A 24323-nucleotide genomic window follows, 5' to 3' on the forward strand; every position below is an offset into this window, starting at 1 on the left:
CGGTTCGCGCGAAGGGTGTCGGCGATCTTGACGGCGTGCCCGTCGCCGTGGTCACCGCGCGGACCGGCACGTCGGCGGGGCCGTCCGGCGCGGTGGCGTGGCCGACCCGGGAGGCGCCGCGGGCGCACCGGTCGAGCCACCGGGACGTCCCGTCCGCGTGCCCGGCGCGGCTAAGGTGCTGGTCTCGTGGACGAACGCGTGCGGGAATGGGTGTGGGGCTGGGCGTTGTGCCGCGACGCGCCGGAACCGGTGGCGGAGCCCGACGGGTTCCGGATCGACGTGGGCGCGCCGGGGCACCGCGTGCGGTTCGTGCTGGCGGGCGCGGCGTCGGTGCGCGCTCGGGTGGTGGCGGCCACCGATCCGGGTACCTGGTTGAAGGTCTGCGCGCCGCGGGCGGACGTGGTGCCGCTGCTCGGTCCGGAGTGGGTGGTGGGCGGGCCGGAGTTCTTGATGAGCTGCGCGCTCGGGGGCGGTGTGGTGACGTCCGCGCCGGACGGGTACCGGAGCCGGGTCGTGCCCGAGCGCGGGTTCGCGGACGTGGTGGTGGACGCGCCGGGCGGTGACCGGGCCGCGCGGGGCCGGTTCGCGGTGCACGGCGGCGCGGCGGTGGTGGACCAGGTCGAGACGGCGCGCGCGCACCGGCGGCTCGGCTTGGGGCGGCACGTGATGAGCACGATCGGCGCGCACGCGGCGGACCTGGGCGCCGACGTCGCGGTCCTGGTCAGCACGGCCGAGGGGCGTCACCTGTACGAGTCGCTCGGGTGGCGGGTCGACTCGGACGTCGTCGCGGCGCACCTCCCGGAGCCCGCCGCGACCTGAACCGGACCGCGTCCCGAACCGGCGCGGTGACGGCGTCCGGGTCGATAGCATCGCGGGTTCGGGGTGTCACCGCACGCGGCGCGGACGGGGGTGCGCTTGGTCGAGCTGCGGGACCGGCCCGCGCCGCGCCCGGCGACGCGGGTGCGGCAGTCACCCGCGCGGGCCGTGCTGCTGCGGGTGTTCGGGTGGCCCGCGTTCGTGCTCGGGTTGGTGCTGCTGGTGGTGGCGCAGGGCGGTGCCGGGTCCGGGCCGTACCCGGCGCTGCGCCCGGTCCTGTGCGGTGTCGGCGGCGTGGCGCTGCTGGCGCTCGGGCGGCGCGCGGTGGTGCGCGGGCGGCGGCACGCGGTGGAGGTGCTGCCGTCGCTGGACGGGCTGTCGGGTGACGTGGTGCTGTTCCTGCGGTCCTTTGTGGACGATGAGGGGTTCGCCGCGCAGCAACGCGGCCGGCACGTCCTGGACCTCTGGGGGACGACGCGCACCGAAGAGGAGCAGCTCGCCGCGGCGCTGGCCCCGTTCGGGCGGATGGTCGCGCTCGGCCGGCCCGGGGACGTGCTGCCGCCGGCCGGCGCGCCGCGGCACTTCTCCGCCGACGAGGCGTGGCGTGACCAGGTGCTGGCGGGCCTGGAACGGGCTCGGCTGGTGCTGCTGGCCGCCGGTCCGGGGCCCAGCCTGCGGTGGGAGGCCGAACGGGTGGTGGCCGGGGTGCCGGCGGACCGCGTGGTGGTCGTCGTGTGCCGGGACGCCGCGCAGTACGAGTCCTTCCGCGAGTCGACCGGCGACGTGTTCCCGAAGGGGCTGCCCGAGTTCCGGCCCCGGACCTCGCCGGTCCCGGCGGGCGCGCACGCCTACACGCGGGCGGCCGTCTGGTTCGAGCCGGACTGGACGCCCCGGCTGCGGCACCTCGACGGGCGGGACGCCCCGGGCAGCGTGCGCAACTGGGTGGCGAGCGTGTTCTCGCGCTCGCTGGTGGAGGTCTACGAACGGGCCGGCGTGCGACGGCCGGGGCGGTGGGCGGACACCGTGCGGCGGCGGACGCGGCCGCGGTGGTGGCCGCGCCGGCACCGCCCGGCGGCCCCGGTCGCCGCACCGGTCGCGGTCCCGCCGGTGCGGATCGGCGGCGGTCGGTGGCGGGCCGACCGGGTCCGCACCGGGGGCGTCGACTTCGTCGTGCGGGTGGACGACGGGCAGCGGCGGCACGTGGTCGAGTACCGCCCGGCCACGACGGGGCAGCCGGTCGTGCTGGTCGACGGCCATCGGACCGGGCACGCGTTCCGGCTCGGCCGCGACGGACCGCCGGCGCGGCTCGTGGTCGGTGACGACGTGCAGCTGTGGGTGGACGGCACGCCGGTCTACGCGCTGAGCCGCGCGGCGGCGCGGTCCGACACCTTCCTGGAACATCGCGCCACCGCGATCCGCGACGCCCTGCTGGAACTGCCCGCGTCACTGCCCGGACCGTTCCCGGTGACCTTGCGCGTCGCGCCCGACCTGCGGCTGCGTGACGCCGAGGTCGGGGGCGACCCGGTGATCGCCGTGCTGGACTCCCGGTCGGACTTCGGCGACGCGCGGGTGTGGTTCACCGACCGCGCCGCGCACGTCCGCTACCGGGGCGGCCTGGCCGTGCTGGCCTACCCGGACCTGGCGGCGACCACCGTGACGGCGGACTTCGCCACCCTGCGGGCCGGGTCGGCGGAGTTGGACTTCCCGGGGCACGCCGAGCGCACCGCGCAGGTGCTGAACGCGGTGAAGGCGGCGGTCGTGGCGCAGGACTCCGGGTTCGGCCCACCGCCCGCGGCGCACCCGTTCGCCCGGGCGGGCGGGTTGCGCGCCGGGCGGGTCGGGGCCGCGTGGCGGGTGGCACGGCGGCAGTTGTGGACCCGGATGTGGGGCCTGATGGCGGGGCTGGGCGCGGTGGTGGGGCTGGCGGCGGCGTTCGACCTGGACCTCGGCCGTGCCGCGTGGCCGGAGCAGGTCGCCGTGCGGGTCGCGGCCGTGCCCGCGGGGTTCGCCGCGGGCCTGGCGTTCTCCGCGGTGGTCGTCCTGCTCACCGGTGCGGGGTACGGGGCCGTGTGCGTCGTGGTGCGGTTGGCCGCCGTGCCGGGGCGGGTCCTCACCCGGCGAAGGCGAGACCGGCGAGCACGCCGCCGAACACCAGCAGGTACGTCACCAGCACCCAGCGCCGGGCGCGGTGGTAGCGCGGCTCGACGGTGAGCACCACGTCCACGGCGACGCCCGCCGGCACGGCCGCCCGGAACGCCGACGCCACCTCGTCGACCGGGGCGTGCACGTCACCCAGCGGCCACGCGAAACCGCGCTCCCGGTCCGAGGCGATCCCGTGGCGGTAGCCGCCGAACCCGGTGAACGGCACGTCGTCCCACACCCGCCCGGCGGCTTCCGGCGACACGTGCAGCGTCACCCGGGTCAGCCCGCGAACCCGCCCGACGACCACCCGTTCGAACCCGGCGCGGGCCCAGTCCACCGAGAGGGGTTTCGCCTCGAACCCCAGGCGTGCGGCCAGGTCCGGCCCGCGGCCGAGGACCAGCGCGGTCCGGCCGACCTCCACCCGCCTCCACCAGGCCACGTGGACCTCGGCCCCCAGCACCGACCACGCGACCAGCGTGAACAGGACGGTCGTGACGCCGTTGCCGCCGAGCGCCTGCCCGAACCACGGCCCGATCCCCACGACCGCCGCCCTGCCCACCACCTCGACCACGCGGACCGAACGGGGGATCGAGACGCGGAAGGTGACCGGCTCGTGGTCTTCGCGGGGGTCGGGACGTCTCGGCGCGGCCGGCTCGTCCTCGTTCCGCGGCACGGGTTCGGGACGGCCGGCCGGTAGCGGGCGCAGTCGGCCGGCGGGCGGGGCCAGGCGCGCCACCTCCCGGGCGGCCTCGGCCGGGTCGAGCCGGTCGCGCGCGGACCGGACCAGGGCGTGCGCCAGGTAGGTCAGGCCGCCCGCGCGGTCGTCGTAGACACCCTCCCGGCTGGCCAGGCAGAACACCAGCGCCCCGCCGGTGGCGCGCTCGACGCGGTCGGCCAGTTCGTCGACGTCGGACACGTCCGGCGGGATCTCGGCGAAGCAGAGGTCCAGCACGACCAGCTTCGTGCGGGCGGCGTGCGCGTCGACCGCTCGCAGCACGTCCCGGGCCCGCAGCCAGGTGGACTCGTCGTCGGCGTCGCTGTCGGCCACGGCGAGCCGCACGTCCCCGTCGTCGGACAGCCGCGCGTGCCCGACGTAGTAGAAGACCAGGGCGTCCGCGTCGTCCCGGAGCAGCCCTTCCACCAGCCGCGCCACCTGCACGGCCCCAGCCGGATCGCTCACCACCGCCACGCGTGACGTCGGCCAACCCGACCCGGGTCCGATCAAAGCGGACCGCAACGCCTGGACGCCGCGGTCGGCCGCCGGGAGGTCGGGCAGCGCGGCGTAGCGGGCGCAGCCGACGAGGATCGCGCGTGACGCGTCACCCCCACCCATACCGCGACCCTAGCCCCGCCCCGGGCCCGGTCGTCCGCCGTGAAGCGGTCGGTCAGCCCGTCCCCGCCTGGTAGACCGGATCGGGAAAGGGGAACGCGATGGAGGAGCGGAAGTCGTTCGGCACGGCGGCCGCGGCGTATGCCGAGCACCGGCCGGACTACGCACGAGCGGCGCCGCGGTGGGCGGTGGCGTCCGCGCCCGGTCCGCGGGTGCTCGACCTCGGGGCGGGCACGGGCAAGCTGACCGCCTCGCTGGTGGCACTGGGGCTCGACGTCGTCGCGGTCGAACCGGACCCGGCCATGCTGACCGAGCTGCGCCGGGCGCTGCCGTCCGTCCGCGCGCTGCGGGGCAGCGCCGAGGCGATCCCGCTGCCGGACGGGTCGGTGGACGCCGTGGTGGCCGGGAACGCGATGCACTGGTTCGACATGGCGGTCGCGGGACCGGAGATCGCCAGGGTCCTCGCGCCCGGCGGCGTCCTGGCCGGCCTGTGGAACGTCCTGGACGACCACGTCGAGTGGGTCGCCGAACTCGGGCGGGTCGCCGGGGCCGTCGTCGTCGGGCCGCGTGACACGGTGACCGGGTGGCGTGCGGCGACGGCCGACCCGCACCTGCCGGGTGGCCCGCCGGCCCGGTTCGGCGCGCCGGAGCACGCCGAGTTCCCGCACGGGCAGCGGCGGACCGCCGAGTCACTCGTGTCGACGCTCGCGACGCGGGCCGGCGTGCTGGTCCTGCCCGCCCGCGACCGGCGGGCGGTGCTCGACCGGATCAGGGTCTTCCTCACGAGCGACCCCCGGACCGGACGTGGCGAGTTCACGCTCCCGATGTGGACGGGTGTGCTGCGCGTGCGGCGGCTCTGAGAGCGGAACACCGCCGCACGCGCGCACACCGATCAGGACACCTTCCGGGCCGCCACGTCCCACACGGCGTGCAGCGGGCCGGTCAGGCGCAGCTTCCAGCCGCGGGGTGCGGCCCGCGTGCCCGGTGCCGGCCGCACGTTGGGCATCCGCTCCAGCAGCACGTCCAGCGCGGTCCGCGCCGCGGCGGTGACCAGCGGGTGCGCCGGGCAGCCGTGCGGGCCGACGCCGAAGCCCAGGTGCGTGCGGACGTCGCGGTGCAGGTCGAACCGGTCGGGGTCGGTGAACTCGTCCTCGTCCCGGTTGGCCGAGGCGATGGCGGCGGCGATCTGGCTGTCCGCCGGGATGTCCCGGCCGCCCAGCGTCACGTCCCGGGTCGTGCGCCTGCCCAGCACGCCGACCGGCCCGCTCCACCGCAACGCCTCGTACACCGCCGCGCCGAGCAGCGCCCGGTCGGCGCGGACGGCGGCGAGCTGGTCCGGCTCGGACCACAACGCCACCAGCGTCCAGGCCGCCAACCACCCCGGCTCGATCACGCTCAACCCGAGGTGCTTGAGCACCGGCAGCACGTCGGCGTCCGGCCGCGCGTCCCGGCCGCGCCGGTTGGCGTGCAGCAGGTGCGAGATCACCGACCGGTCGGGGTGCTCGCGCAGCCTGCCGACCAGCGCGGTCACCGCCGCGTCGTCGGCCATCACCCCGGCCGCCCGGGCGTCCACCGCCGGGTCGCGGCCGAAGTTGTTCGCCACGTCGGTGAGCACCTGCCCCCACCGCCGCAACTCGTCCGCCCCCTCGGGCCCGGCGCCGAGGTGCGCGGCCATGGCGATCGCGGTGACCGGCTCGAAGTAGTCCGCGGCCAGGTCGGCGCCGCCGGTCGGGGCGAGGTCGTCGGCCACGCGGTGCGCGATCGGTCGGGCGGTGGTGTCGACGTAGTCGGTCACCCGGTGGGGGTCGTAGTCGTGCCGGAACGCCTCCCGCACGTCCCGGTGCGACGGCCCCTCCCGGAACAGCATGGGCGCGCCGCCGCACAGCGCGTGCAGCGGCGACGACGGCTGGTCCGTGGTGAACCGCTCGGTGTCGGTCAGCACGGTGCGGACGTCACTCCAGCGGGTGACCAGCCACTGGCGCGCCTCCGGCACCCAGCCGACCGGCTCGTCCCGGCGCAGCCGCGCGTACGCGGGGTAGGGGTCGGTCTCCAGCTCCCGGATCGTGACCACGGCGTCAGTCCGTGAACGACGGGGCGGTCGCCTCGGGCAGCGGGAACGGGTGGCTGCCCAGCTTCTCGGTGTGCCTGGCCAGGCTCTCCAGGAACTTCGCCGCGAGGTCGAGCGTGAACCCCTGCCGGCACACCACGCGCAGCACGTGCACGTGCTCCAGGTTGGGTGGCAGGCTGTACGCGGGCACGTGCCAGCCGTCGCCCTTGAGCGCCTCGGACAGGTGGTACACGGTGAAGCCGACGGCCTTCGGGTCGCGCAGGCGGAACGCCACCACCGGCAGGTCCTCGCCGTCACCGACGATGTCGAACGGCCCGACGGCCTCGATGCCCTTGGCGACGTGCCGCGCCACCTCCTGGCACCGCTGCGCGATCATCCGGTAGCCGGCCATCCCGTTGCGCAGGAACTGGTAGTACTGCGCGATCACGCCGGACGCCGGCCGGGAGAAGTTCAGCGTGAACGTCGGGTGGTGGCCGCCGAGCACGTTGCAGTCGAAGACCAGCGACTCGGGCAGGTACTCGGGGTCGCGCCACAGGCACCACCCCGACCCCGGGTAGACGAGGCCGAACTTGTGGCCGGACGCGTTGATCGACACCACCCGGGGCAGCGCGAAGTCCCAGGCGACGTCCACGTCGAGGAACGGCGCGACGAACCCGCCGCTGGCCGCGTCGACGTGCAGCGGCACGTCCACGCCCCGGTCGGCCGCCACCGCGTCGAGCGCGGCGGCGATCTCCGCGACCGGGTCGTAGCGCCCGTCCTGGGTGCTGCCGAGCACCGCGACGACGCCGATCGTGTTGCCGTCCACCGCCTCGGCGGTGAGCTCCGGGTCGAGGGTCGTGCGGCCCTCCTCCAGCGGCACCACGCGGGCCTCCACGTCCCAGAAGTTGCAGAACTTCGGCCAGCAGACGTGGACGTGGGCGCCGAACACCATGTTCGGCGTGCCCGTGCCGCCGCGCTCGCGCCAGCGGCGCAGCATGGCCAGCCCGGCGAGCATGGCCGCTTCCGAGCTGCCGCTGGTGGAACAGCCGATGAACCGGCCGTCGTCCTCGTGCCACAGGCCGGCCAGCGCGTTGATGCACTCCTGCTCGATGTCGGAGCTGGCCGGGTACTCCTCGCGGTTCATGAGGTTGATCGCGGCCGTGTCGGCGTAGATCCGCTCCAGCTCCGGTTCGGCGGACGTGGTGCAGAACGTGGCCAGGTTGAGGGCGGCCCGGCCGTCGAGCAGCAGCCGCGAGTGCACGATGCCCGCCGCGACGCCCGCGGGGATCGGGTTCTCCGGCAGCCTGCCCTTGGGGATGACGTCCTCGTCGATCCGCTGCGCGAAAACGGGAGCGACCTGCACGTCGCGCTCATCGGTGATGACGCGCTGCAAACTCATGGTGACCTCATTCTGCGGGATGCCGAGGAACACCAAGAGGTCTATCGCGGGAATCGCGGCAACGGTTAGCCCTGTTCAGGTGGAGTGGGTGTCACCTGTTCGAGTCGAGCGCGTCGTGATTTCCGCCGCGCGCAGGGCGAAGTCGCACTCCTGATCACCCGGAATTGCGGCACGAACGAGCGCACGAAGCCGTTTTCGGCGGCGGAACGTGAGATCGCCGGTGCGGCATTACGTCATTTCGGCGACACCTCGGCGCGGCAGGCTGGCGCACGCGGAGTCACCGGACGGGTTGGCGCAGCACGGTCCGGAGCCTCGCGGGCTCGGTCCGGCGCGGGTCGCCGACGTAGACCTCGTGGTGCGGCCCGGTCATCCGCAGGCCGTTGGTCCGCAGCCACTCGCCGTGCAACCTGGCCAACACCGGTCCTTCGTCGTCGTATGGCCCGATGTGCAGGACCTGGGCGCTGGTGCCCTCGTGCAGGACGTGCCGGTGGACGTCGGCGACGGTCGGCAGATCCTTCTTGGCCGACGCGACCCGCTTGGCCTCCTCGATGGCCTCCTCGGTGATCCAGTCGGGTTGGCTGATGAGCATCCGCCAGTGCCAGGAGTCCTTGGCCCGGGTGGTGAACACCTCCGGGTCGTCGGCCCACCACAGCCCTTCCAGCGGCGCCACGACGAGGTCGCGCCCCGCGCGCTTGCTCGTGAACTTGATCGCGTAGGCGACGGTGTAGAGCGCCTCGACGGCGCGGGCGTAGTCGGGGCTGGTGTTGGGGTCGCCGCGGCCGTCGACGGCGAGGAACTGCTGTTCGGGCACGTCGACGAGCGCCCAGTCGGTGTTCTTGGGCGCGTAGAGCCGCTTGAGCTCCCGCTTGACGTCGTAGCGGTCGGCGCTCACGGCCTGCCGTCCTCCTGGTCGGGTGTCGTGGTCACTTCGGCCCGGTAGGCGGACAGCCAGCGCTGTTCGGCTTCCAGTTGGGCCAGCGAGAAGTCGAAGATCGCGCGGGCGAAGCGGGGCGCGTGCGGTTGGGCGGCGGCGGCCGCGCGGAGCTCGGTGATCTTGGCGGCGACGGCGTCGGCCCGCCGGTGGAGCGCGGCGCGCAGCCGGTCCGGCGGGATGGCGGGTTCGTTGGCCAGCCCGACGAGCACGGGCGGGAACACCGGCCGCAGTTCGGCCACCGCCGCTTCGGCGGCCCGCGCGCACGCCCGGCGCCCGTCCGCCGTGGGGCCGAAGACCTTGCGCGCCCTGCCCCGCCGCGCGTTCGGCTCGCCGACCTCCTCGACCAGGCCCCGGTCGCGCAGCTTGGCCAGCAGGTAGTAGATGGAGCTGAACCCGATCTCGGTCCACTCCCGCGAACCGCGGGCGGTGATCACCTCTTCCAACTCGTAGCCGTGCCGGGGCCGCTCCACCAGCAGGCCGAGGAGGGTCAGCTCCGCGGGTGTCAGGTCCATGCACTTACTCTAGTACTAGAATAAGTGGCCGTCCGCCGTGGACGGTCGGCACCGCGGGGCGATCAGGCGTCGAGGCCGAACGCGGGCAGCAGCGCGTTGTCGTGGAAGCGGGTCAGGGCGGCGATGCGGTCGCCGGCCAGGGTCAGCACGAGCATGCCGTGCGGGTGCGGTACCGATGTCCCGGGATCGCGCACGTAGAGGCCGTACGCGGGCTGCCCGTTGGCCCGGGTCGGGACCAGCACGTGCCGCCGGTCGTCGCGCAGCGCGACCGAGGCCAGGAAGTGCCCGACGGCGTCCGGGCCGTGGTACTCCTGGGGCAGCGGCGGCATGGACAGCCGCACGTCGTCGGTCAGCATCGCCACGATCGCGGCCACGTCGCCGGCCTGGAACGCGCGGGTGAAGTCGGCCACGACCCGCCGTTCCCGCGGCGACCCCGGCAGCGGCGCGCGGTCGCGGCCCGGCAGGTCGCCCGCCACCGCCGCCCGCGCCCGCTTCAAGGCGCCGGCGACGCCGTTCTCGGTGGTGCCCAGCATGTCCGCGACCTCGGCCGCGCGGAACTGCAGCACGTCGCGCAGCACCAGCACGGCCCGCTGCTGCGCGGGCAGCCCCTGCACCGCGGCCAGGAAGGCCAGTGACACCGACTCCCGCTGCTCGTACCGCGCCTCCGGGCCGGGCCCGCGGTCGACGACGTCGTCGAGCAGGGCGTCGGGGCAGGGCTCCAGCCGCAGCGGTTCGGCCCGGTGGTGCGACGGCTCGGGGAACGCGACGTCCGGCTGGTCTGCCGGGGCCCGCCGGGACACCGCGCGCAAGGCGTTGAGGCAGCGGTTGGTGGCGATCCGGTACAGCCACGTCCGCACCGACGCGCGCTCCTCGTACCCGCCGATCCCGCGCCACGCCGCCAGCAACGTCTCCTGCACCACGTCCTCGGCGTCCTGCACCGAGCCCAGCATGCGGTAGCAGTGCACGTGCAACTCGCGGCGGTACGGCTCGACCACCGCGCGGAACGCCTCGCCGTCACCGGCGCGCGCCGACGCCACCAGTTCCCGCTCCGGGGGGCCGACCCGGGACGACGCGGTGGGGTCGGCGGCCGGCGGGTTCCCTGACATGTGACTCCTCCTCCGACGCGCCCTTCCGGTGGGCCGTCGGCCCGCCCACGAGTATCCGCCACGGCGACGACGCCCCGGCCGTGGTCGACGCCCGGGGATCGTGCCGGTCAGCGGTCAGCGGTCAGCGGTCAGCGGTCGGCCGGGTCGAACCGCACGCAGCAGTGACCCGCCGAGGGGGCGAGGCGGGCGGTCAGGTCGGTGGCGGCCAGGCCGTCGAGCAGGCCGTCGAGCAGGCAGAGGTTCATGCCGCAGACGAGCTCGGTGTGCTGCCGGGCCAGGGTGTGGAACGGGCAGTTGCCCAGCACGATGGACGTGCCGGGCCCGGTGGCGCGCGGCTCGAAGCCGAAGCTCTCCAGCGCCTCCACCACGGCGGGCCCGCCGTCCTGATCGGCGGGCGCGTCGGCACGGGCCGTCTCGCCGAGGTTCCGCCCCAGGTCGCGGGCTCGGCGGTGCAGCACGGCGCGTGGTGGCTCGCCGGAGGTCTCGGCCTCGGTCAGGGCGTCGGCGAGCAGCAGGCCGGCCAGTTCGTAGCGCCGGTCGGGCAGCGACACGGCGATCTGCTCGGCGGAGCGCCGGTACAGCTTGGCGGGCCGGCCCGCGCCGGGGCCGGTGCGGCCGGTGCGGCGCTCGTGGACGACTTCCAGCAGTCCCTCGGCGACGAGCCGGTCGAGGTGGAACGCGACCGTGGTGCGTGCCGCGCCCACGGCCTCGGCGGCCTCGTCCCGGCTCACCGGCGCGGGTCGGCGCACCACGAAGTCGTACAGCCGGCGGCGGGTCGGCTCGTCGAGCGCCGCGACGGCCGAGATGTGCGCCTCGGGCTGGCTGGCGTCACCCATCTTCTAAAACCTACTTCTGTTGACGAAATTTGAGCCTGGCTTCTAAGGTTAGCCGAAGTTGTCGATAGAAGGAGTGAGAGTCATGGCCACCGAGGTGTCCGGCGTACCGCCGACCGGTCGCGTGTTGCGATCCGACCCCGCCCACCAGGCGTTCCTGCTCCTGCGCACCGTGTTCACGGTCGCGCCGGTGCTGTTCGGGCTCGACAAGTTCGCCGGTGTGCTCGTGGACTGGCCGAGGTACCTGGCGCCGTGGCTCGACGGCGTCCTGCCCGGTACCGCGCAGCAGGCCATGTACGCCGTCGGCGTGGTGGAGGTCGTCGCGGGCGTCCTGGTCGCGGTGGCGCCCCGGTTCGGCGGTCCCCTGGTCGCGGCGTGGCTGGCCGGGATCATCGTCGACCTGCTGACCCTGCCGGGGTACTACGACGTGGCGCTGCGCGACTTCGGCCTGCTCGTCGCCGCGCTCGCGCTGGCCCGCCTGGCGGTGCGGTACGCCCCGGCCCGCGGTGGGCGGGCGCGGTGACCACCCTCGCGCGCCAACCCTCGTTCGACCCGCCCGCGGGCTCGCACCGGCGGCCGCACCCGGTGCACGGGCGCCCCGGCGTGGACGTCGAAGCGGCCCGGCGGGCGGTGGCCGACCTGCTCGTCGCGCTGGGCAAGGACCCGGCGTCGGAGCACCTGGCCGACACGCCGCGCCGGGTCGCCCACGCCTACGCCGAGATGCTGACCCCGCGCGAGTTCGACCTGACCACGTTCCCGAACGAGGAGGGTTACGACGAGCTGGTGCTGGCCCGCGGCATCCCGGTGCAGTCGCTGTGCGAGCACCACATGCTGCCGTTCCAGGGGGTCGCGCACGTGGGTTACCTGCCGGGGGAGCGCATCCTCGGCCTGTCGAAGCTCGCCCGCGTGGTCGAGCTGTTCGCCCGCGACCTGCAGGTGCAGGAACGGCTGACCAAGCAGGTCGCGGGCTGGCTGCTGGAGCACCTGGCACCGCGCGGCGTCGGCGTGGTCGTGGAGGCCGAGCACCTGTGCCTGTCGCTGCGCGGCGTGCGGGCGGCCGGCTCGCGCACGGTCACGTCCGCGATGCTCGGCGCGTTGCGCGACGACGCCCGGACCCGGCAGGAGTTCTTCGCCCTCACCGGCGTCCGGGCGTAGTCGGCCCGTCCCGGCCGCGCTCAGGTCTTCCGCGCGGCCACCGGCGGAGGTGCGAGGTCGGTCGCGCCGCGCTCCAGGCTCTCGGGCAGGGAAGCGCGGTAGATCGGCATCGCGGCGGCGGTGGTCACGATCGCGACGGCGACGAGGATCGCGAACAGCTCCGGTGTCACCAGGCCGTGCGCGAGCCCGATGTTGATGAAGATCAGGATCATCAGGCCGCGCGCGTTCATCAGCCCACCGACCGCCGACGCGTAGCGCCACGAGAAGCCCTGGGCGCGCACCACCGCCGCGCAGCCCAGGTACTTCCCGGCGAACGCCACCGCCATGATCACCGCGAGCGGCCACCACAGCCCGCCGCCCGCACCGAAGCCGGACACCTGCGTGTTCAGCCCGCTGAACGCGAAGAACACCGGCAGCAGCAGGATCGAGTTCAGGTCGGTGAGCCGCGTCTCCAGCTCCCGCCGCACGATCGACGACTGCGGCATGGCCAAGCCGGTGACGAACCCGCCGAACACCGAGAACACGCCGATGTAGTCGGTGAACCAGCCGGCCACGAGCACGACCAGCAGCACGAGCGCCATCACGTCGCGGCTCATCCGGCCCTCGCGCTCGACCCGCGCGCCCAGCTTGGCGAACAGCGAGCGCCCCACCGTGAGCATCAGCAGCGCGAACACCGCCGCGCCCGCCACCGTGCCCGCCGCGTCGAACGGGCTGCCCGCCGCCGCGACCGCGATGATCACCGCCAGGATCACCCACGCCGCCGCGTCGTCGATCGCCGCCGCGACCAGGGTGAGGCCGCCGATCGGCGTGTTCGCGATGCCGCGCTCCTGCAGGATCCGCGCCAGCATGGGGAACGCGGTGATCGACAGCGCGCCGCCGACGAACAGCATGAACTCCCACCGGGTCGCGCCGTCCGGGCTCAGCGACCCGAAGAACAGCGCCGCCGCGCCCGCGCCCAGCGCGAACGTCGGCAGGATGCCCGACACCGCGAGCGCCGACGCCCGCCGCATGTTCCGCCCGGCGGCCAGGCCGTGGTCGAGCGAGGACCCGACCAGGAACATGTAGAACGTCAACCCGATCGTGCTGAGCACGTACAGGGTGTCCTTGACGTCGGCGGGGAAGACCTGGGCCTGCACGCCCGGCGCGACCGCGCCCAGCAGGGCGGGCCCGAGCAGGACGCCGGCGACCATCTCGCCGACCACCCTGGGCTGCTTGACCGCCATGGCGAGGCGCCCGCACAGCGTCGTCGCGGCCAGCACGACCGCGAGCGCGGCGAACACCTTCAACGCGAACTGGATCTGGTTCACTCGGTGATCTCCTGGGTGGAAGGCGGCTCGCGCCGCACCGGACGGCCCTCGGTGTCGTGCGTGTCGAAGTAGCGCCCGGCCAGGCGCAACCGGTGTGCGTGCAGGACCATGACCGTGCCCAGCACGAGCTGGACGACGCTGCGCCACACGTCCTCCCACCGGTCCCGCACCCGCAGGAACGCGCCGAGCGCGCCCAGCCCGCGCGGCGACTCGCCCGCGCGGACCAGCAGGCACGGGCCGCCGCTCGGCAGCGATCGGGTGTGCGTGACCGTCGAGTGCGGCGTCACGCGCCGCAGCACCTCGCGGGTCGCCGCGCGCAGCGCCAGCGGGGACAGCCGCCACGCCGGGCACGGCCGGTTGGCGGCGACGCCGAACGGGATGTGGTGCGCCGCACGGGAGTCCGGGTGCTCCCAGCGGTCCGGGTCGAACACGTCCGGCCGCGGTGAGCCGGTGGCGTGGTAGTCGGGGTAGCTGAAGCACAGCACCGACCCGGCGGGCAGCGTGGTGCGCCCGTCCAGCTCGATGTCGGCGGTGGTGATGCGGTGCGCGATGCCGAACAGCGGGTACATCCGCATGGTCTCGTCCAGCACGTGGGCGAAGTAGCGCTCGTCGCGCGCGAGCCGTGCCGCCACGTGCGGGTGTTGCGCCAGCGCGAGCAGCAGGTGCGCCATGGCCTCGGACATCTGCACGACGGCCGTGTTGAAGAACGTGCCCTGGAGGTAGTGCACCTGCTCGGTGGGCGACAGGCTCGCGGGCAGCGGTCGCCGCACGTCGCCCGCCGCGACGCGCCGGGCCAGGTAGCGGGTCAACCGGGCCCGCCGGGCGGGGTGCCGCAGGCTGACGCACTTCAGCGACCGCACCACGTCGTCGGCGTGGCCCACGATCAGGTCACGCGCCGCGCGCGGGCACGGCTCGTCGAACACCAGCTCGTGGAAGTACTCCGCCCACACCGGCATCATCAGGTCGCGCAGCCGCACGAGCGTGACCGGTCCGGTGACCACCTCGTCGAGCACCCGATTGGTGCAGCGGGCCGCGGCCTCGGACAGCACGTCGCCCGGCCCGGACAGCAGCGCGCGGGTCGTGCGGGCCACGTCGTCGTAGCGCGGACCGGCCTCCAGGTGCTCCTGGTGCACCTCCGGGCCGGGAGACAACCAGTACCAGAACAAATCCGACAGGCCCGCGCCCCGGCTGCGGCCGTTCGCCGCCGGGTGCCCGTAGACCTCCTCGAACCGGTCCGGTCCGACGTCGGCGTTGGGGAACGTGATCGCGCGGTCCCCGTTGACCTTCTCGAACACCTTGCCGCGCAGCGCCACGACCCGCGCGGGCAGCCACTTCGGCGCGGTCAGCACCGCCGCGGCGGCGAGCACCCCGGTCAGCCACACCGCGCGGACACCCCCCTCCCGCGCGTGACGACGAGGTCGCGGGTGAGGTCGGCCGGGTCACGGCCGCCGCACAGCGCGAGCACGTGGTCGAACTCGTCCCGCAGCAGGTCGAGCACGCGGCCCACCCCCGCGGCACCGTCCGCGGCCAACCCCCACAGCACGGGCCGGCCGACGCCGACGGCCGCCGCGCCGAGCGCGAGCGCCACGGCGACGTCACCGCCGCCGCGCACACCCCCGTCCAGGACCACCGGCACCCGGCCCGCGACCGCGTCGACCACCGCGGGCAGCGCCTCCACCGCGGCGGGCGCGAGGTCGGACTGGCGGCCGCCGTGGTTGGACACCACGACTCCGGCGACCCCGTGCTCCACCGCCAGCACCGCGTCACGCGGGTGGAGCACCCCCTTGAGCCACAACGGCAGCGACGTCGTCTCCCGCAGCCGGTCCAGGTGGTCCCACGACACCTCCGGTGACATCACGATGTCCCGCACGCCGCCGGGGAGGTCCCGCATGTTCTCCGTCGCGAGCCCCGCCGGCAGGTCGTGGAAGCCGTGCTCGGCGTCGCGGCGGTGCCGGCCGAACACCGGCGAGTCCACCGTGACGACCAGCGCCGTGCAGCCCGCGCGTTCGGCCCGTTCGACCAGGCACGCGGTCACGGCCTCGTCGGGCTGCGGGTAGAGCTGGAACCACACCGACGCGGTCGCGTCCACCGACCGCGCCGCCGCGACCACGTCACCGATCGCCACCGTCGACGCCACTCCCGACACGAGCACCGTCCCCGCCGCCGCGGCGGCACGCGCCGTGGCCACCTCGCCCTCCGGGTGGGCCAGCCGGTGGAACGCGGTCGGCGCGACCAGCACCGGCAGGCGCAGCCGGCCGCCGGGCAGGTCGACGGTCAGGTCCCGGGTCGCCCGGCCGCGCAACACCCGCGGCAGCAGGGCCAGGCGGCGGAACGCGGCCTCGTTCTCCCCGAGCACGACTTCGTCGCCGACACCGCCCGCGTAGTAGTCGTAGTGCACGGGGTCGAGCACCGCGCGGGCCTTCTCGCGCAGCTCGGCGAGCCCGGTGTTCACGCCGGACCCGCCGCGGCGAGCCGGGCGCGCAGGAACGCCAGCAGCGGCGCCCGGTGCACGTCCTCGCTGTCCCACTCGTTCTCCAGGTTCTCGGTGAGGTGGTGCTCGCCGAGCAGCGTTCCGGCGCGGAAGTGCCGGACCACCGGGTGCAGGTAGCGGCCGTCCAGCCCGCTGGTGTCCTCCTGGGACACCCGGCCCGCGGTGATGTCGAACGGGTTGACCTTGTCGTGGTCGGCGCCGTACTCCAGCGTCACGGTCAGGTAGGACCCGACGTCGCCGAAGTCGCCTCGCGCCACCGCCTCGTGCAGGTGGTCCACCGGCACCTCCTCGACCAGGCGGAGCGCGCCGTCCGGTCCGACCAGCACGGCGTCGGCCATGAACGCGAACAGCTGCCACAACGCGGACGTGCGGTTGACCCGTTCGATGACGGCGTCGGTCACCGCCTCGGGGGTGGGCGCGAGGTCGCGGCTCGGCCACGCCACCCCGTGGTAGCGGTGCTCCAGGACGTGGTGCAGCGCCCGCACCCCGTACCGGAAGCCGTGGATGAACCCGCTGGTCGACTTCTTGAAGTCCCGGGCCTGCGTGATGGTGCCCGCGAAGAACAGGTCGGGCACGTTCACCGACTCCCACGCGGCGGTCTGCTCGGGGAACCGGTCGTTGATCGTCAGCCGCGGCCGGCAGTCGGGCGCGAAGATCGACGCGTCGAACCGGAAGCCCGTCGCGAGGATCACCCGGTCGTAGCGGATCTCCTTGACCCGTTCCGCGACGCGCGCGAACGCCACCCGCACGAGGTAGCCGTCGCCGTCGCGCCGGATGTCCACGACCCGCCCGTCCAGCACCGCGTTCTGCGACTTGAGCTGGTAGGTGTCGAGGAAGTTGTTGTTCACCGCGCGCAGGTGGCCGACGAAGTGCGTCTGCCACGCCAGCTTCAGCGACCCCGGCCCGACCACGTGGATGACCGCCGCGGTCTCGACCAGGTTGTCGGCGGTCTCGAACGCCGAGTTGCCGCGCCCGATGATCAGCACCTTGCGGCCGGTGAAGTCGGCCGGGTCCACGGAGACCTCGTCGTACCGCTCGGCCAGCTCCACCCCGTCGATCGGCGGCACGTACGGCCGGGACACCCCGGTGGCCACGATGAGCCGCCGTGCCCGGTAGGTGTCGCCGCGCCGGTCGCGCAGCACGAAGTCGTCCGGCCGGGTCACCTCCACCACCGACGTGCCGTAGCGGATCGGCAGGTCGTTCTTCGCGGCGAAGTCGCCCAGGTAGCGCAGCAGGTCGTCGGCGTGCGGGAAGTAGCGGGGCGTGTAGCCGGTGAACAGCAGCGCCGGGTCGTCGGACAGCAGCGAGTTCCAGTCGGTGCGCAGGTTCAGCTCCGGGTCGTCCCACCCGGTGACGGGCTTGTTGATGGAGATCAGGGTGCGGTGGCGGGGGAAGCGGGTGAAGAACGCGCCGGGCGCGTCACCGGCCTCGAGCACGAGGTGGTCCCGACCGGCGCGGGAGAGCAGGTACGACGCCTGCAACCCCGCCGGGCCGGCGCCGAGCACGAGACAGTCCGTGGAAACCTCGCTGGACACGACAGTTCTCCTCTACTTCGGGGAGTGGGACAGCAGGCGCTTGTCCGGCTTGCCGCTGGGCGCGAGCGGCGGCGCGGCGATCGGGGTCACGCGCGTCGGCGCGCACGCCGCGCCCAGCCGGGCGGTCACCCACTCGCGCAGCGCGGCCGGGTCGGGCGACCGGCCGCCGGCGGGCACGACGAACGCGTGCACCGCCTCACCGGTGTCGTCGTCCGGCACGGCCACCACGTAGGCCTCGGCGATGTCCGGGTGCTCGGCGATGACGCGTTCGATCGGGCCCGCGTAGTGCGGGGTGGCGTTGACGATGACCACGTCCCGGGTCCGCCCGGTCAGCGTCAGGTGGCCGGCGGCGTCGAGCCGGCCCAGGTCGCGGGTGCGCACCCAGCCGCCGGTGAAGACCTCGGCCGACCGCTCCGGGTCGGCCCAGTACCCCTCCGCCTGGGCCGGGGTGCGGACGAACAGCTCGCCGTCCACGCCGGCCGGCACCGGCGTGCCGTCCGCGTCGCGGACCTCGACCAGCACCGACGCCGGCGGCACGCCGACCGTGCCGGGCGGGTCGGCCGGGGTCGCCAGCGAGATGGTGCCCGTCTCGGTCTGGCCGTAGCCGTGGAACACCACCGGTCCGAGCACGTCCAGCGCCTCGCGGTGCCGGTCGGCGGTCAGCGGCGACCCGGACACCAGCAGCGCCCGCAACGACGACAGGTCGGCCGGGTCGCGGCGCTGCGCGGCGACGAGCTTCGCCAGCCGCGGCACCGTGACCACGCTCGCCGAGGCCCGGTGGCGGGTGATCGCGTCGGGCAGCGCGGGCCGGTCGGCGACGACCACCGTGCCGCCCGCGGTGAGGGCCAGCACGGCGTACTCGAACATCACCTGGCTCGACAGCGTCCCGAACACCAGGTAGCGGTCCAGCCGGGACGCCAGCTCCCGGATCGCGGGCGGCCACGCGTCCGGTCGCGCGGTCCACGCGGCCGTCATCGCGGCGTAGGTCTGGGCGCACGCCTTGGGCTCGCCCGTGCTGCCGCTGGTGTGCAGCAGCCTGGCCACGTCACCGGGCCGGCCCGCGCACACCGGCGGACCGGCCGCCCGGGTCCGGCTCAGCGCGTCGACGGTGAGCCCGTCCGACCCGTCCGACTGGGTGACCACGGCCGCGACGTCGAGGTCGAGCAGGTGCCGCACCTGGTCGTCGGTCAGGCCGGGCCGCACGCCGAGCACCCGCCCGCCCACCGCGTGCGCGGCGAGGATCGTGGCGAACGCCTCCGGCGTGACGCCGAGCCGCAGCGCGATCCCGTCACCCGGGCCCAGCCCGGCCCGCCGCAGCCCGGCCGCGATCCGCGCGACCAGGTCGAGCAGCTCCGCGCCGGTCACCGCGCGCGAGCCGTGTTCGAACACCGGCCGGTCCGCGGCGGTGGCGAGGACGTCGAGCACCGCGCGCGGGAACGGCTCGGCGTCACGCGCCGGCAAGGCACTCCTTCACGAACGCGGCCAGCGGCTGCTGGTGCACCGCGGGCAGGTCCCACTCGTTCTCCAGGTTCTCGGCCAGGTGGTGGGTCCCGGCGAGCACGCCGTCGCGGTAGTGGCGCACGACCGGGTGCAGGTAGCTCGCGTCGTGCGCGTTGGCGGCGTCGTTCTCCGCCACGCGCGGGACGGTGATGTCGAACGGGTCCACGGTGTCGTGGTCGGGCCCGTACTCCAGCGTGGCGACGAACCGGTGCTCGGCCGGGCCGAGGCCGCCGTCGGCGAGGTACGCGACCGGCACCTCCTCCTCGTAGCGCGCGACGCCGTCGGAGACGGTCACCACGTCGCCCATCACCGCGAACTGCTGCCACAGCCCGGACGACCGGTTCACCCGGGCCACCAGCGCGTCGCTGATCGCCTCGGGGGAGGCGGCCAGCTCGGTCGCCGGCCACGGCGTGCCGTGGTGGCGGGCGCCGAGGATGCGGTGCAGGGCGCGGACGCCGTAGCGGAAGCCGTGGATGAACCCGCTGGTGGACTTCTTGAAGTCGCGCTGCTGGGTGACGGTGCCCGCGAAGTACAGGCCGGGCACCGTGGTCGACTCGAACGCGGACGTCTGCTCGGGGAACCGGTCGTCGATCACCAGCTTCGGGCGGCAGCCCTCGTCGAACACCGAGGCGTCGAACCGGAACCCGGTGCACGCCACGATCCGGTCGTACGCCAGCTCCCGCAACGCCTCGACCGTGCGCGCGTAGCGGAACAGGACGCGGAACCCGCCGCCGGGGCGGGGCTCGATCAGCTCCACCGTGCCGTCGAGGACGGCGTTGCCCGACTTGAGCTGGTAGGTGTCGAGGAAGTTGTTGTTCACCGCGCGCAGGTGCCCGACGTAGTGCGTCTGCCACGCCAACCGCACCGAGTGCGGCCCGGCCACGTGGACGACCGCCGCGTGCTCCACCAGGGCGTCGGCGGTCTCGAACCCGGAGTTGCCCTTGCCGATCACCAGCACCCGCTGGTCGGTGAACGACCCGGGGTCGGTGTCGAACGTGTCGTAGCGCTCGGCGTGCTCGATGCCGGGGATGGGCGGCACGTGGAGCTGCGACACCCCGGTGGCCATCACGACCCGTGCGGCCTGCCGGGTGTGCCCGCTCCCGTCGAGCACGGCGAACCCGTCGCCGTCGCGGGAGATCCGGGTGACCTCGGTGTCGTAGTGGACCCGGACGCCGGTGGCGGCGGCGAAGTCGGCCAGGTAGCGGACCAGGTCGTCGGCGGCCGGGAAGTACCGGCCGCTGTAGCGGGTGAACAGCAGCTCCGGGTCGTCGGTCAGCAACGAGTTCCAGTCCATCCGGAGCCGTCGTTCCGGGTCGGCGTGCCCGGTGTGGACCTTGTTGATGGAGATGAGGGTGCGGTGCCGGGGGTAGCGGGTGAAGAACGTGCCCGGCCCGGTGCCGCGTTCCAGGACGGCGTAGTCGCGGCCGTCGCGCTCCAGCAGGGCGGCGAGCTGCAGGCCGGCCGGTCCGGCCCCGATGATCAGGTAGTCGTGCGCCATGGGCTCGGAAGCTACGCACCGGATCTCAGAACTCTCTGAGATCGGCTGCCTACCGTCGGTGCCGTGACGACGACCGTGACCGATGCACCGGTGGACCTGGCCGCGCCGTTGACCGGCGACCACCTCGTCCGCGCGGCGGCACCGCTGTCCGTGCTGGTCGGCCCCGCCGCGCGGGAGCGGGTCGACCGGGGCCGCGAGTACCTGCGCACCGTGCTGGCCGACGACGAGCGGCCCGTCTACGGCGCGAAGACCGGGTTCGGCGCGTTGATCGGCTTCGCGGGCCGTGACGACGAGGCCGACCAGTGCGACAACACCCTGGCACACCTCGGCGCGGGCCAGGGACCGGACCTGCCCGTCGACGTCGTCCGCGCCGCGCTGCTCGTGCGGACGTGGTCGGTCGCCCAAGGGCTGTCGGGGGTGTCCGGGCACGTGGTGGACGGGTTGGCGGCGATGTTCGCGACGACGTTCGCGCCGGCGGTACCGCGGTACGGCTCGGTCGGCGCGAGCGGTGACCTGATCCCGCTCGCCTACGCGACGCAGGCGCTGCGCGGCCGGGGGCACGCCTACCTGGACGGCGAGCGGATGCCCGCGGGTGACGCGTTGCGCCGTGCCGGGCTCACGCCGCTCACCCTCGACGGGCGGGACGCGTTGGCGCTGGTCAACGGCACGTCGGTGACGACGGCCGCGTTGACCCTGGCGCTGGCGAGCGTGCGCGCTTCGCACCGGGCGGCGCAGGACCTGACGTGCCTGCTCGTGGACGTCCTGGGTGGTGATCCGGGGTTCCTCGACCCGCGGCTGATCGCGGCGTACGGCCACCCGGGCGCGGCCTCCGTCGCCGACCGCATGCGGTCCCGGCTGGCGGGCACGGTCCCGACCGGTGCGCGCGCACTCCAGGAGCCGTACAGCATCCGGTGCTCGCCGCAGCTGCTCGGTGCGGCGGAGGACGCGTTGCGCTACGTCGACGGGGTGGTCGCGGCCGACCTGGGCGGCGTGAGCGACAACCCGCTGTTCTTCCCCGGCGACGACCTCGTGGCGCACGGCGGCAACTTCTTCGGCCAGCCGGCCGCGTACGCCGCCGACCTGCTGGCCGTGGTCACGGCGTCGGTCGGCAACCTCGCGGAACGCCAGCTCGACCTGCTGGTCGACCCGGTCCGCAACACCGGTCTGCCGCCGATGCTGGCGGCGGGACCGGGACGGCAGCACGGGTTGCAGGGCGTGCAACTGGCCACGACCGCGTTCGTCGCCGAACTGCGCCGCGCCGCCGTGCCCGCGAGCACCCAGAGCCTGCCGACGAACCTGCACAACCAGGACGTCGTGCCGTTCGGCACGCAGGCCGCGCTGCGCGCCCTCGACCTGGCCGACCTGCTGCGGCTGCTGTGCGGCTCACTGGCCCTGGGGCTGCGCCAAGCCGTCCACGTGGGCGCCCGCCGCCCGACCGCACCCCACTGCGCCGCGCTGCTCGACGCCCTGTCGGCCGCCATCGCCCCGGTCGACCCCGACCGGCCGCTGGACGGCGACGTGCGCCTGGCCGCCGACCTGGTCACCGCGGGCCGGTACTGACCGCCTGCCCACGGTCCCGTGCCCCCGCCCGCCGCTGCTCGCCGCCCCGCGGCCCGACTGCCTGTGTCCCGCGGCCCGCCCCCTGCCGGCGTCGGCCCGGTGGCCGCCGGTGTTGCCACTGCGGGCGGTGGGTGGCCGGTGAGTCACCGGCGGCCGGTGGTCAGTGCGCCGTCGGCGACGGTGGTCGAGGTGGCGGCGGCAGGGAGGCGCAGGGTGAACCGCGCGCCCTCACCCGGGTGGCCCGAAGCCTCCACCGTGCCGCCGTGACCGGTCACGATCTCGCGCAGCAGGGCCAGCCCCAGGCCGAACCGCCGTTCCGGAGCGCCCGGACCCCGGTGGAAGCGGTCGAAGAGGCGGGCGGCCTCGACCTGGTCGAAGCCCTCGCCGGTGTCCGCGACGGTCAGCTCCACCTGTCCGTCCCGGGACCCGAGGCGCACGTCGATCCGGCCGCCTTCCGGCGTGTGCCGCACCGCGTTCGCCAGCAGCTCGTCCACCGCGCGCCGCAACGCGGTCTCGACGCCGACCACGACCAGCGGGCCCGCGGGCCGCTCCACGGTCAGCGTGATCCGCCGTTCGGCCGCCCGGTCCTCCTCCGTCTCCACCGCGGCCTCCGCCACCGAGGCCAGGTCCACCGGCCGACCGGCCGGCCCCTCCGACTGCCGGCTCAGCCGCGCCGACAGCAACAGGTCGTCCACCACCTCGCCGAGCCCGCGGATCGTGCTGGCCAGTTGGTCGAGGCTGTCGCGGTGGTCGTCGGGCAGGTCGGCGGCCCTGGCCCGGCGCGCCAGCACCTGCGCCCGCGTGTACGCCCGCGCGATCGGCGTCCGCAGCTCGTGGCTCGCGTCGGTGACGAACCGCCGCTGCCTGGCCAGCGCCTCCGCCAGCGGCGCGACCGTGCCGCGACCGACGCACAACCCCAGCACGGCTGCCGCGAGCAGGCCGCCGAGCTCCGCGATCGCCAACGCCAGCAGCAGGTGCCGCCGGTCGGCGAGCTGGTAGCGCATGTCGAACACGGCCTGCGCGACCCGGTCGCCCTCGCCCCGCTGGGTCAGCACGAGGTACCGGGTGCCGTTGAGCTCCAGGTCGCGCTTGATCGTTTCGCCCGACGCCAGCACCTCGTGCATGTCCTCGTGCAGCGGGAAGCCCAACGGCGTCTGGAGCAGACCGTCGTCCAGCTCGCCGTCGTCCAGGATGAACAGCCACGTGCACCCGGGTGGCGTCGACGGCGCGCCGAACGTGGCGTTGTACCAGAGCTCGCGCTTGGCCTGCGCCTCCTGCGCGTGCGACATCACGAGGTAGGCGATCCCGCCGACGAACGCGACCAGCAGCGTGATCGCGAGCGCCACCAGCACGCTGACCCGCAGCCGCGCCCGCCGGACGACCGCGCGTTCCGCCTCGGCCCATGAACGACTCACAGCGCCCCCAAGCGATAACCGAGCCCTTGCACCGTGTGCACCACCGAACGGTCGATCTTGCCGCGCAGGTAGTACACGTAGGTGTCCACAATGGATGGTGCGGACGAGTCCGGGAACACCACGCGCCGCAGCGAAGCACGCGTGTGGACGGTGTCCGGGTAGCTGGCGAGCACGCGCAGGAGCGTGAACTCCCGCGCGGTGAGCGGCACGCGCCCGCCGTCGGGCAGCACCACTTCCCGCTGCCCGACGTCGAGGTGCCCGGCCCCGATCCGCAGCACGTCCGCCAGTTCCGCCGAACGCCGGCACAGCGCCCGCAGTCGCGCGCTCAGCTCGTCCAGGTCGAACGGCTTGACCAGGTAGTCGTCCGCGCCCGCGTCCAGCCCGTCGATCCGGTCGTGGACGGTGCCCAGCGCGGTGAGGATCAACGCCCGCGCCCGCACGGACTTCGCCCGCAGCCGCACCAGCAGGTCGAGCCCGTCGAGGACGGGCAGGCCGCGGTCGATGACCACGACGTCGTAGGGGCGGGTGAGCGCCAGGTGCAGCCCCCGCTGGCCGTCCAGCGCGACGTCCACGGTGTACCCCTCGCCGCGCAGCGCGGCGGCGAGCAACTCCACGAGCTCGCGGTCGTCCTCCACCAGCAACAACCGGAAGCAGTCGGCCGGCCAGGATCTGGAGTTGCCCTGCACGCGACCAGAATCCCACTTCGGGGTGTGGGGTCAACGTGATGGCGGCGCCGTCCCATC

Annotated in this window: 21 protein-coding genes; 6 read left to right on the forward strand and 15 right to left on the reverse strand. The window is 74.6% G+C overall.

Going from position 1 to position 24323, the window contains the following annotated elements; all coding sequences use genetic code 11:
- The first annotated feature begins 186 nt into the window (after window positions 1-186).
- Together FHX81_RS36645 and FHX81_RS36650 are read left to right on the forward strand one after the other, a co-directional pair.
- A complete protein-coding gene (locus FHX81_RS36645; protein WP_141983055.1) occupies window positions 187-819 on the forward strand; it encodes a GNAT family N-acetyltransferase in 633 nt (210 codons plus the stop codon).
- Window positions 820-882: 63 nt separating this feature from the next.
- Window positions 883-3027: a hypothetical protein gene (locus FHX81_RS36650; protein ID WP_141983056.1), complete on the forward strand. Its 2145-nt coding sequence runs from the start codon at window positions 883-885 to the stop codon at window positions 3025-3027.
- Here FHX81_RS36650 and FHX81_RS36655 read toward each other — a convergent pair.
- Window positions 2927-4291 (reverse strand): caspase family protein, encoded by a 1365-nt coding sequence (locus FHX81_RS36655; protein WP_141983057.1) that lies wholly within the window; start codon window positions 4289-4291, stop codon window positions 2927-2929. The two genes, FHX81_RS36650 and FHX81_RS36655, sit on opposite strands and share 101 nt — an antisense overlap.
- A gap of 98 nt (window positions 4292-4389) precedes the next feature.
- Here FHX81_RS36655 and FHX81_RS36660 point away from each other — a divergent pair, with 98 nt between their 5' ends.
- Window positions 4390-5148 (forward strand): class I SAM-dependent methyltransferase, encoded by a 759-nt coding sequence (locus FHX81_RS36660; RefSeq protein ID WP_141983058.1) that lies wholly within the window; start codon window positions 4390-4392, stop codon window positions 5146-5148.
- A 32-nt stretch (window positions 5149-5180) separates the two neighbouring features.
- Here FHX81_RS36660 and FHX81_RS36665 read toward each other — a convergent pair whose 3' ends face one another.
- The 6 genes from FHX81_RS36665 to FHX81_RS36690 all read right to left on the reverse strand — a co-directional run bounded on the left by FHX81_RS36665 (window position 5181) and on the right by FHX81_RS36690 (window position 11122).
- Window positions 5181-6359, reverse strand: a complete 1179-nt coding sequence (locus tag FHX81_RS36665; protein ID WP_141983059.1) for a cytochrome P450 — start codon at window positions 6357-6359, stop codon at window positions 5181-5183.
- A gap of 4 nt (window positions 6360-6363) precedes the next feature.
- The gene (gene gad, locus FHX81_RS36670; protein WP_141983060.1) at window positions 6364-7734 is read right to left on the reverse strand and encodes a glutamate decarboxylase; all 1371 of its coding nucleotides are present in this window, start codon (window positions 7732-7734) and stop codon (window positions 6364-6366) included.
- Between the two features lie 277 nt (window positions 7735-8011).
- A complete protein-coding gene (locus FHX81_RS36675) occupies window positions 8012-8626 on the reverse strand; it encodes a GyrI-like domain-containing protein (RefSeq protein WP_141983061.1) in 615 nt (204 codons plus the stop codon).
- Window positions 8623-9180, reverse strand: coding sequence for a PadR family transcriptional regulator (locus FHX81_RS36680; RefSeq protein ID WP_141983062.1), 558 nt, complete (start codon window positions 9178-9180; stop codon window positions 8623-8625). The genes FHX81_RS36675 and FHX81_RS36680 overlap by 4 nt, the downstream gene beginning before the upstream one ends.
- 62 nt (window positions 9181-9242) lie before the next feature.
- The gene (locus FHX81_RS36685; protein WP_141983063.1) at window positions 9243-10286 is read right to left on the reverse strand and encodes a sigma-70 family RNA polymerase sigma factor; all 1044 of its coding nucleotides are present in this window, start codon (window positions 10284-10286) and stop codon (window positions 9243-9245) included.
- Between the two features lie 128 nt (window positions 10287-10414).
- The gene (locus tag FHX81_RS36690; protein WP_141983064.1) at window positions 10415-11122 is read right to left on the reverse strand and encodes a helix-turn-helix transcriptional regulator; all 708 of its coding nucleotides are present in this window, start codon (window positions 11120-11122) and stop codon (window positions 10415-10417) included.
- Between the two features lie 82 nt (window positions 11123-11204).
- On the opposite strand from FHX81_RS36690, the gene FHX81_RS36695 reads away from it, so the two are divergent.
- Window positions 11205-11642: a hypothetical protein gene (locus FHX81_RS36695; protein ID WP_141983065.1), complete on the forward strand. Its 438-nt coding sequence runs from the start codon at window positions 11205-11207 to the stop codon at window positions 11640-11642.
- Window positions 11643-11704: 62 nt separating this feature from the next.
- Window positions 11705-12274: a GTP cyclohydrolase I FolE gene (gene folE / locus FHX81_RS36700; protein ID WP_141984330.1), complete on the forward strand. Its 570-nt coding sequence runs from the start codon at window positions 11705-11707 to the stop codon at window positions 12272-12274.
- A gap of 20 nt (window positions 12275-12294) precedes the next feature.
- Here folE and FHX81_RS36705 read toward each other — a convergent pair whose 3' ends face one another.
- The 6 genes from FHX81_RS36705 to FHX81_RS36730 are packed head-to-tail and all read right to left on the reverse strand — an operon-like array spanning window position 12295 to window position 20605.
- Entirely contained in the window at window positions 12295-13581 is a 1287-nt protein-coding gene (locus FHX81_RS36705; protein WP_141983066.1) for a cation:proton antiporter, read from the reverse strand.
- Complete coding sequence (locus FHX81_RS36710) at window positions 13578-14963, reverse strand: cytochrome P450 (protein WP_141983067.1); 1386 nt, start codon at window positions 14961-14963, stop codon at window positions 13578-13580. The genes FHX81_RS36705 and FHX81_RS36710 overlap by 4 nt, the downstream gene beginning before the upstream one ends.
- Window positions 14954-16033, reverse strand: a complete 1080-nt coding sequence (locus FHX81_RS36715) for an alpha-hydroxy acid oxidase (protein WP_141983068.1) — start codon at window positions 16031-16033, stop codon at window positions 14954-14956. The genes FHX81_RS36710 and FHX81_RS36715 overlap by 10 nt, the downstream gene beginning before the upstream one ends.
- Window positions 16030-17607 carry an NAD(P)-binding domain-containing protein gene (locus tag FHX81_RS36720; RefSeq protein ID WP_141983069.1) on the reverse strand — a complete coding sequence of 526 codons (1578 nt, stop codon included), beginning with the start codon at window positions 17605-17607 and terminating at the stop codon, window positions 16030-16032. The genes FHX81_RS36715 and FHX81_RS36720 overlap by 4 nt, the downstream gene beginning before the upstream one ends.
- A gap of 12 nt (window positions 17608-17619) precedes the next feature.
- Window positions 17620-19068 carry a class I adenylate-forming enzyme family protein gene (locus FHX81_RS36725; protein ID WP_211363664.1) on the reverse strand — a complete coding sequence of 483 codons (1449 nt, stop codon included), beginning with the start codon at window positions 19066-19068 and terminating at the stop codon, window positions 17620-17622.
- Window positions 19055-20605: an FAD-dependent oxidoreductase gene (locus tag FHX81_RS36730; RefSeq protein ID WP_141983070.1), complete on the reverse strand. Its 1551-nt coding sequence runs from the start codon at window positions 20603-20605 to the stop codon at window positions 19055-19057. The genes FHX81_RS36725 and FHX81_RS36730 overlap by 14 nt, the downstream gene beginning before the upstream one ends.
- Window positions 20606-20668: 63 nt before the next feature.
- Between FHX81_RS36730 and FHX81_RS36735 the strand changes: the two genes are divergently transcribed.
- Complete coding sequence (locus tag FHX81_RS36735) at window positions 20669-22165, forward strand: aromatic amino acid ammonia-lyase (RefSeq protein ID WP_211363665.1); 1497 nt, start codon at window positions 20669-20671, stop codon at window positions 22163-22165.
- 143 nt (window positions 22166-22308) lie between these two features.
- Here the strand turns inward: FHX81_RS36735 and FHX81_RS36740 are convergent, their stop codons facing one another.
- Together FHX81_RS36740 and FHX81_RS36745 are read right to left on the reverse strand one after the other, a co-directional pair.
- Window positions 22309-23580 (reverse strand): sensor histidine kinase, encoded by a 1272-nt coding sequence (locus tag FHX81_RS36740; RefSeq protein ID WP_141983071.1) that lies wholly within the window; start codon window positions 23578-23580, stop codon window positions 22309-22311.
- A complete protein-coding gene (locus tag FHX81_RS36745) occupies window positions 23577-24224 on the reverse strand; it encodes a response regulator transcription factor (protein WP_141984333.1) in 648 nt (215 codons plus the stop codon). The genes FHX81_RS36740 and FHX81_RS36745 overlap by 4 nt, the downstream gene beginning before the upstream one ends.
- Window positions 24225-24323 lie beyond the last annotated feature (99 nt).

Origin of the sequence: Saccharothrix saharensis (assembly GCF_006716745.1) — a bacterium.
GTDB classification, from domain to species: domain Bacteria; phylum Actinomycetota; class Actinomycetes; order Mycobacteriales; family Pseudonocardiaceae; genus Actinosynnema; species Actinosynnema saharense.